Raw genomic sequence first — 6,753 nt, 5'->3', positions numbered from 1 at the left:
CTCGAGGCCGCGCTCGCGCAGCGCGGGCTGCATGCGGCGGCGATCAACCTGCATTACCTGAGCACGGGGCTCGAGATCGACGTGACGCTGGCGTGCGATCCGCACGACACCGATGCGGCGCTGGCCGGCCGGCTCGACGTCGACGCGCTGAAGCGCGAGTTCGGCGCGCGCCGGATCGGCTTCACGCGCACGATGCCCGCGCAGGCGTGACCTGCCGCCAGCGGGCCGTGCGCGCGGGCGTGCGCGTTACAGCCGTTACAGCGGCAGCTGCGTGTCGAACTTGATCTCGCGCAGCACGACACTCGTGCGCACTTGCGACACGGCGGGGATCTTGAAGATGCGTTCGTGCAGGAACACGTCGTAAGCCTTGATGTCCGGCGCGACGATCTTGAGGATGTAATCGGCCTCGCCGGTCGTGCTGTAGCACTCGGTGACTTCCGGGCAGGTCGCGATCTCGCGCTCGAACTGCTCGACGCCGCCTTCGTTGTGGCGGGTCAGGTGCACGTGCGCGAGCGCGCAGACGTGCAGGCCGAGCTTCTCGCGATCGAGCAGCGCCGTGTAGCGCTGGATCACGCCCGACTGTTCCATGTCCTTGATGCGGCGCCAGCACGGCGTGCTCGACAGGCCGACCTGGTCGGAAATTTCCTGAACGGAACGGCGCGCGTCGAGCTGCAACAGGCGAAGGATTTTTTGCGAAAAGGAATCGAGCGTCACCTGCGCCTCCATGCGGCAGCAACAACATGCTGAATGTTAGAGGGCCGGGAAAGGAAAGGCAATCTGGCGTCGCGTTGCTGAGCGAGATTCGCTAATTTGCTCGCGGATCCGTGGGGTTTTGTCCCGCCCCCGCGTTTTCCGACCGATCGGTGTCCGACACCGCGAGGCCCGCGAGCGCGGCCTGCTGGCGGCGCAGGTCGGCGAGCATGTTGCAGAACAGCGCGCCTTGCTCGATCGCGTCGTCGAGCGCGACGTGCGTGTGCGGATGGTCGTCGAACCAGTGCTTCGGAAAACGCGGCTTGATCGCCTTGCGGTACGGCAGGCCCGTCATCGCGAACGCGAGCGTCTTGATGTCGAGCGCCGACCACGAGAACGGGCAGCGCCCGGCGAAGCGCATCATGTACCAGAACATGAACGTGAAATCGAAGCCGGCCGGCATCGCGACGAACACCGGCTTGCCGGGCAGCGCCTCGACCCAGTCGACGTACGCGACGAGCGCCGCCTCGGGCGCCTGCAGGTCGCGGCGGCACGCGGCCCATGCGTCGGGCTCGGTCTTCCACCACGCTTCCTGCACCGGGTGCGCCTGCGCGCCCGGCAGCGTCTCGAGGTTGGCCGAGAAGGTCGCGATCAGCTGCTTGTCCTCGGTATAGGCGGCCGACGCGAAGCTCAGCATCGAGTGCGGGCCGGGAATCGGGCCGTCGGCCTCGACGTCGGTGCTGACGTAGATTTCCGGGATGGCGGTCTGGTTCATCCGAATACCTTGTCGGACACGAACGGGTTCGTGCGGCGCTCGTCGCCGAACGTCGACACCGGGCCGTGGCCCGGCACGAACGTCACGTCGTCGCCGAGCGGCCACAGCTTCTCCTTGATCGAGCGGACGAGATCCTCATGATTGCCGCGCGGGAAATCGGTGCGGCCGATCGAACCGGCGAACAGCACGTCGCCGACGATCGCGACGCGATGCGCGCGGCTGAAGAACACGACGTGGCCGGGCGTGTGGCCCGGGCAGTGATAGACCTCGAGCGTCTCGTCGCCGAACTGCACGGTGTCGCCGTCGTTCAGCCAGCGATCCGGCTCGAAGGTTTCGGCGGCCGGAAAGCCGAAGCGCTCGCTCTGCATCGGCAGCTTCTCGATCCAGAAGCGCTCTTCTTCCTGCGGCCCCTCGATCGGCACGCCGTAGTGCGTCGCGAGCGTCTTCGCGCCCGCGCAGTGATCGATGTGCCCGTGCGTGAGCAGCACCTTCTCGACCTGCACGTTCTGCCGCGCGACTTCCTGCTGGATCCGGTCGAGGTCGCCGCCCGGATCGACGACGGCGGCGCGGCCCGTCTTCTCGCAGACGAGCAGCGAGCAGTTCTGCTGGAACGGCGTGACCGGAATGAGCGTGACTTTCATGGAGGCACCGGCGGCTAAAAGGAGCGATTGTACCGGTCGCGCGTGCCGCTTGCCGGCCGCGCGACGCGCGTCGCGGTGCGCGCCTCCGGGCATTCCCGGAGCATGTCGATTGTTACAGCCATAGTGAGAATCAATGGTCCGCCGGCGGTGCTTTTCAGGACAGCGTTTTGATTTATGTATAATGCGCTCCATTGCGCGTGAATTTCACGCCATTCGCTGGTGTTTCGGCCCCGTTGAAAAGGGGCGTCGGAAGCACCGTCAAGCATCAGCCGCCGGGGAGTCCGGCGGTGTATCCAGCACCGAGCATTCGGTGCTCACGTCTTGTCCGGCCGGGTGCTGCGCGCCCGCCTGCGGCCCTGCTGCCGCGCCGCCGGATGAGGCCTGTGCCGCCGTTCCTGTGCGTTGGTCGTTTCGACGCGCGCGAACGTGAAAGCCATGTTCGATGGCGGCATGTGGGGTCTGGTCAGGCTGTTGGGGACAGGTTGCGCCAGACGTGAAAGCTAATCAGGACGGTTGCGGCATAGACGAAAGCCGCGCCCATGCTAGCCGCCTGCTCGCATCCGAGCGGGGCGTGCACGCATTTGCCGTCCGGGCCGCGTGTCCGCGCTGTGAAGCAGCGTGACGAAGGAGCGGCCCGAACCAGAAGGCGACACGTCGATGAACGTACGATTTCCGACTCGTTTCGGGACCATTGCATTATTTTTCGCGTTGACGGGCTGTGCGGTGCCACCCAGCCAGACCACCGGAAGCGCGAACCAGAAGAACGCGGTCGACAAGACGGCCGGTGCCGCGAAGGCGGACAACGACAAGCAGCAACTGAATTTCGATTCCGCACTGGCGTCGATGCCGGCTGCCGACGCCAAGGACGCGAAGAAGTCGTCGCTGGCGGACGCCGAGCCGATCGACGGCAAGGATGTGTCCGACTTCCGCCAGACGGGCCGCGCATCGTGGTACGGGCGGGATTTCCACGGCCGCCGCACCGCGAACGGCGAGCGCTTCAACATGAACGCGCTCACCGCCGCGCACCGCACGCTGCCGCTGTCGTCGTACATCAAGGTGACGAACGCGTCGTCCGGCAAGTGGGTCGTCGTGAAGGTCAACGATCGCGGGCCGTTCAAGCGCGGCCGTGTGCTCGACCTGTCGTATGCCGCTGCCAAGATGATCGGCCTCGTGCACGCCGGCACGGGCCGCGTGAAGATCGAAGGGCTGTCGCCGCAGGAAGCGCGCGAAGCACGCGACGAAATGCTCGCGTCGGTCTCGACGAAGTAACGCGGCGGATCGACCGCTCATGCAAAAGGGCTGCCCGAGGGCAGCCCTTTGTCTTTCCTGCACGGCGCGACGTCGGCACCGGTGTCCCGGTGCCGGCCGGCTCGCGCGTCAGTTTTCATCCTTCAGCGCGAGCGCCCGCGCATACAGCGTGTTGCGCGACGCGCCCGTCAGCGCGGCCGCGAGCTTCGCCGCGCTCTTCACCGGCACCTCTTCCAGCAGCAGCCTGAGCAGCGCGTCGTGCGCGGTGTCGTCGGCTTCGCCGCTCGTCGCCGGCGCGCCTTCGACGACCAGCACGAATTCGCCGCGCTGCCGGTTCGCATCGCCGGCGAGCCAGGTCTGTCCTTCGGCCAGGGTGCCCTGGAACAGCTGCTCGTGTAGCTTGGTGAGTTCGCGCGCGATCAGCAGCCGGCGCGCGGGGCCGAATGCGTCGGCGAGCGCGGCGACGGTTTCGGCGATCCGGTGCGGCGCTTCGTAGAACACCAGCGCATACGGGTGCGATACCAGCGCCTGCAGCGCGGTCGCGCGCTGCCTGGCCTTCGGCGGCAGGAAGCCCGCGAACGTGAACGCGCCGGCCCAGTCGCCGGCCACGCTCAGCGCGGTCACCGCCGCGCTCGCGCCCGGCAGCGGGATCACCGCGAAGCCGGCGGCGCGCACCGCGTCGACGAGCCGCGCGCCAGGGTCCGAGATGCCGGGCGTGCCGGCGTCCGACACGTAGGCCACGCGTTCGCCGCCGCGCAGCAGTTCGATCACGCGCTGCGCGGCTTCGCGTTCGTTGTGCTCGTGCACGGCGACGAGCGGCTTCGACATCCCGTAGCGGGCGAGCAGTTGGCCCGTGTTGCGGGTGTCTTCAGCCGCGATGCGGTCGGCGAGGCCGAGCACGTGCAGCGCGCGCAGCGTGATGTCGGCGGTGTTGCCGATCGGCGTGGCAACCACGTAGAGCGCGGCTTCCGGGTAGTGCTGCGTTTGCGCGAGTTCGAGGAGGGCAGTCATGGCAGGCAATGCGCGCAATCGCGGCGCAAGCGGAACAAGGACGGCATTGTGCCACGCGGCGCCGGCGCGGCCGGGTGACGGGCGCGGTTTGCCGCGCGCGGGCGACAACTTTTCCGGCACGGCGCGATCCAGGCCGGTCGGCGCGGCGTTCGAGCAGCGTGCACGGCAGTTTCTCGAACGCCGCGGCCTCGTGTTCGTCGCGGCGAACGTGACGATGCGCGGCGGCGAGCTCGATCTCGTGATGCGCGAGGCCGACGGCATGCTCGTGTTCGTCGAAGTGCGCGCGCGGCGCAGCGTCCGGCATGGCGGCGCGGCCGCGAGCGTGGGCTGGCGCAAGCGGCGGCGCCTGGTGGCGGCCGCGCTCCAGTTCTGGGCGCGCCACGGCGCCGGTGCCGCGTGCCGCTTCGACGTCGTCGCGTTCGAGGCCGGGCGGCTCGAGTGGCTGCGCGACGCATTTCGTGCCGACGATGCGTAGCCGCGAGCTGTGACGAGATGTAAAGAGTTCTTGCCGGACCCCCGGAGAGCGTGCCGGAGTACGGTAAACTCGCCGCACCCACGATGTCGCGCGATGCGTGCCGCGCGCCCAGTTCACCAGGAATCGATGTCAGTCGAACGTATTCAGCAACATTTCCACGACAGCGCAGCGCTTCACGCCGAAGCGGCCGACGCATTGTCGCTGCCGATCGCAGCCGCGGTCGATGCGATGTTCGCCGCGCTGGCGAACGGCAACAAGATCGTCGCGTGCGGTGACGGCCCGTCGGCCGCCGCCGCGCACTACCTCGCCGTGTCGCTCGTCGGCGGCTTCGAGCGCGAGCGTCCGGGCCTGCCCGCGATCGCGCTGGCCACCGATGCGTCGCAGGGCGGCCTCGCGGGGGCGGTGTCCGCCGAGCAACTGTTCGCCCAGCAGGTGCGCGTGCTCGGCCAGACCGGCGACATCCTGCTGGTGCTCGATCCGGGCGGCGCGTCGCCGCGCGTGCTGGCGGCGATCGACGAAGCGCACGAGCGCGAGATGACCGTCGTCGCGCTGACGGGCGGCGACGGCCATGCGGTTGCGGCCGCGCTGTCCGACACCGATATTCCGATCAACGTGCCCGCCGCCCGTGCGGCGCGCGTCCACGAAGTCCATCTGCTGACCATCCACTGCCTGTGCGACGGCATCGACGCGATGCTGCTGGGTGAGGATTGAACGAAGGAGAGCCGTCGATGAATCAAAGCCGCGTCAAACAGACGCTCGTCAGAACCACGCTGCTCGCCGCGCTGACGGCGGGCCTCGCCGTGTCGCTGCAGGGTTGTGTGCTCGGGATCGTCGGCGCAGCGGCCGGCGGCGGCGCGCTGGTCGCGACCGACCGCCGTACGCTCGGCGCGCAGACGGAGGATCGTGAGATCCAGGTCAAGTCGCTCACGCAGATCAACAACGGGCTGCCCGACCAGTCGCACGTGAACGTCACGGTGTTCAACCGCCGCGTGCTGCTGACGGGCGAGGTGCCGAACGATGCATCGAAGCAGCGCGCCGAGGAAATCGTGCGCGGCATCAACAACGTGAACGGCATCGTCAACGAGCTGTCGGTCGAGCCGGCGTCGTCGCTGTCGTCGCGCGCGAACGACTCGTACCTCGAGGGGCGCGTGAAGTCCGAGCTGATCGCGACGAAGGGCATCTCGGCGAACTACTACAAGGTGGTCAGCGAACGCGGCAACCTTTACCTGATGGGGCTCGTGACGGTCGACGAGGGCAATCGCGGCGCGGAAGCCGCCAGTCAGGTGCCCGGCGTCGAGAAAGTCGTGAAGGTGTTCCAGTACGTGAAGCCGCAGGACGCGCAGGCGCTGCAGGCGGCGTCGCCCGCGAGCGGCGCGTCCGGTGCGCAGGCCACCGCGCCGGCGGATACCGCGACGGTGGGCGCCGTGCCCGACGCGTCGGTGCAGTCCACGCCGCTGCAGCCACCCGCGCCGATCTCGAATTCGTCGAGCGTGCACCCGGGCAACCCGAAGGCACCGTCGCAATGAAGAGCATGCAGATGAAGCAATTGAAACCGTGGATGATGCAGGGCGCCGCAGCCGCGGCGCTCGTGGCGGGCACGCTGGGCGCCGCGCATGCGGATGTCGGCGACGGCCTGAAGGTGGCGCGCGGCAATGCGTGCATGGGTTGCCACGCGGTCGACCGCAAGCTCGTCGGCCCGTCGTTCAAGGAAATCGCCGCCCGCTACAAGGCCGATCCGCAGGCCGTGGCAAAGCTGTCGAAGAAGGTGAAGGAGGGCGGCTCCGGCGTCTGGGGCGCGATTCCAATGCCGGCGCATCCGCGCATGAGCGACGCCGACGCGCGTTCGGTGGTCGAATGGGTACTGGCTGGGGCGCCGTCAAAGTAAGGCATCGGGGGTGACTCAACCCCTATTG

General features: G+C 68.3%; 9 protein-coding genes and 1 pseudogene. 6 read left to right on the top strand and 4 right to left on the bottom strand.

The features are described 5' to 3' along the window. Positions 1-210 (top strand): annotated as a pseudogene (locus L810_RS11985) (cation diffusion facilitator family transporter); the annotation flags it as partial. Positions 211-255: 45 nt separating this feature from the next. Here L810_RS11985 and L810_RS11980 read toward each other — a convergent pair. The 3 genes from L810_RS11980 to L810_RS11970 all read right to left on the bottom strand — a co-directional run bounded on the left by L810_RS11980 (position 256) and on the right by L810_RS11970 (position 2,106). Further along, on the bottom strand, positions 256-726 hold the full coding sequence (locus tag L810_RS11980) for an Lrp/AsnC family transcriptional regulator (protein ID WP_006477376.1): 471 nt from the start codon (positions 724-726) through the stop codon (positions 256-258). A gap of 79 nt (positions 727-805) precedes the next feature. Next, complete coding sequence (locus L810_RS11975; RefSeq protein ID WP_021158625.1) at positions 806-1,465, bottom strand: glycerol-3-phosphate ABC transporter permease UgpE; 660 nt, start codon at positions 1,463-1,465, stop codon at positions 806-808. Next, positions 1,462-2,106: an MBL fold metallo-hydrolase gene (locus tag L810_RS11970; RefSeq protein ID WP_021158624.1), complete on the bottom strand. Its 645-nt coding sequence runs from the start codon at positions 2,104-2,106 to the stop codon at positions 1,462-1,464. The genes L810_RS11975 and L810_RS11970 overlap by 4 nt, the downstream gene beginning before the upstream one ends. A 657-nt stretch (positions 2,107-2,763) precedes the next feature. Here L810_RS11970 and L810_RS11965 point away from each other — a divergent pair. Then, entirely contained in the window at positions 2,764-3,375 is a 612-nt protein-coding gene (locus L810_RS11965) for a septal ring lytic transglycosylase RlpA family protein (protein ID WP_027788623.1), read from the top strand. Between the two features lie 108 nt (positions 3,376-3,483). Here the strand turns inward: L810_RS11965 and rsmI are convergent, their stop codons facing one another. After that, entirely contained in the window at positions 3,484-4,365 is an 882-nt protein-coding gene (gene rsmI, locus L810_RS11960; protein WP_021158621.1) for a 16S rRNA (cytidine(1402)-2'-O)-methyltransferase, read from the bottom strand. Between the two features lie 46 nt (positions 4,366-4,411). Here rsmI and L810_RS11955 point away from each other — a divergent pair, with 46 nt between their 5' ends. The 4 genes from L810_RS11955 to L810_RS11940 all read left to right on the top strand — a co-directional run bounded on the left by L810_RS11955 (position 4,412) and on the right by L810_RS11940 (position 6,725). Continuing rightward, complete coding sequence (locus tag L810_RS11955; protein ID WP_042974155.1) at positions 4,412-4,840, top strand: YraN family protein; 429 nt, start codon at positions 4,412-4,414, stop codon at positions 4,838-4,840. Between the two features lie 126 nt (positions 4,841-4,966). After that, positions 4,967-5,551: an SIS domain-containing protein gene (locus L810_RS11950; RefSeq protein ID WP_042974154.1), complete on the top strand. Its 585-nt coding sequence runs from the start codon at positions 4,967-4,969 to the stop codon at positions 5,549-5,551. Positions 5,552-5,568: 17 nt separating this feature from the next. Beyond that, on the top strand, positions 5,569-6,366 hold the full coding sequence (locus L810_RS11945; RefSeq protein WP_021158618.1) for a BON domain-containing protein: 798 nt from the start codon (positions 5,569-5,571) through the stop codon (positions 6,364-6,366). After that, the gene (locus L810_RS11940) at positions 6,363-6,725 is read left to right on the top strand and encodes a c-type cytochrome (protein WP_021158617.1); all 363 of its coding nucleotides are present in this window, start codon (positions 6,363-6,365) and stop codon (positions 6,723-6,725) included. The genes L810_RS11945 and L810_RS11940 overlap by 4 nt, the downstream gene beginning before the upstream one ends. The last annotated feature ends 28 nt before the right edge of the window (positions 6,726-6,753 follow it).

Source organism: Burkholderia sp. AU4i, assembly GCF_000466765.1.
GTDB classification, from domain to species: domain Bacteria; phylum Pseudomonadota; class Gammaproteobacteria; order Burkholderiales; family Burkholderiaceae; genus Burkholderia; species Burkholderia cepacia.
This window is presented reverse-complemented; position numbering and strand designations above follow the sequence as displayed.

Coding starts and splice junctions, on each gene's coding strand:
- L810_RS11980 (WP_006477376.1), bottom strand. CDS start 726: ATGGAGGCGCAGGTGACGCTCGATTCCTTTTCGCAAAAAATCCTTCGC.
- L810_RS11975 (WP_021158625.1), bottom strand. CDS start 1,465: ATGAACCAGACCGCCATCCCGGAAATCTACGTCAGCACCGACGTCGAG.
- L810_RS11970 (WP_021158624.1), bottom strand. CDS start 2,106: ATGAAAGTCACGCTCATTCCGGTCACGCCGTTCCAGCAGAACTGCTCG.
- L810_RS11965 (WP_027788623.1), top strand. CDS start 2,764: ATGAACGTACGATTTCCGACTCGTTTCGGGACCATTGCATTATTTTTC.
- rsmI (WP_021158621.1), bottom strand. CDS start 4,365: ATGACTGCCCTCCTCGAACTCGCGCAAACGCAGCACTACCCGGAAGCC.
- L810_RS11950 (WP_042974154.1), top strand. CDS start 4,967: ATGTCAGTCGAACGTATTCAGCAACATTTCCACGACAGCGCAGCGCTT.
- L810_RS11945 (WP_021158618.1), top strand. CDS start 5,569: ATGAATCAAAGCCGCGTCAAACAGACGCTCGTCAGAACCACGCTGCTC.
- L810_RS11940 (WP_021158617.1), top strand. CDS start 6,363: ATGAAGAGCATGCAGATGAAGCAATTGAAACCGTGGATGATGCAGGGC.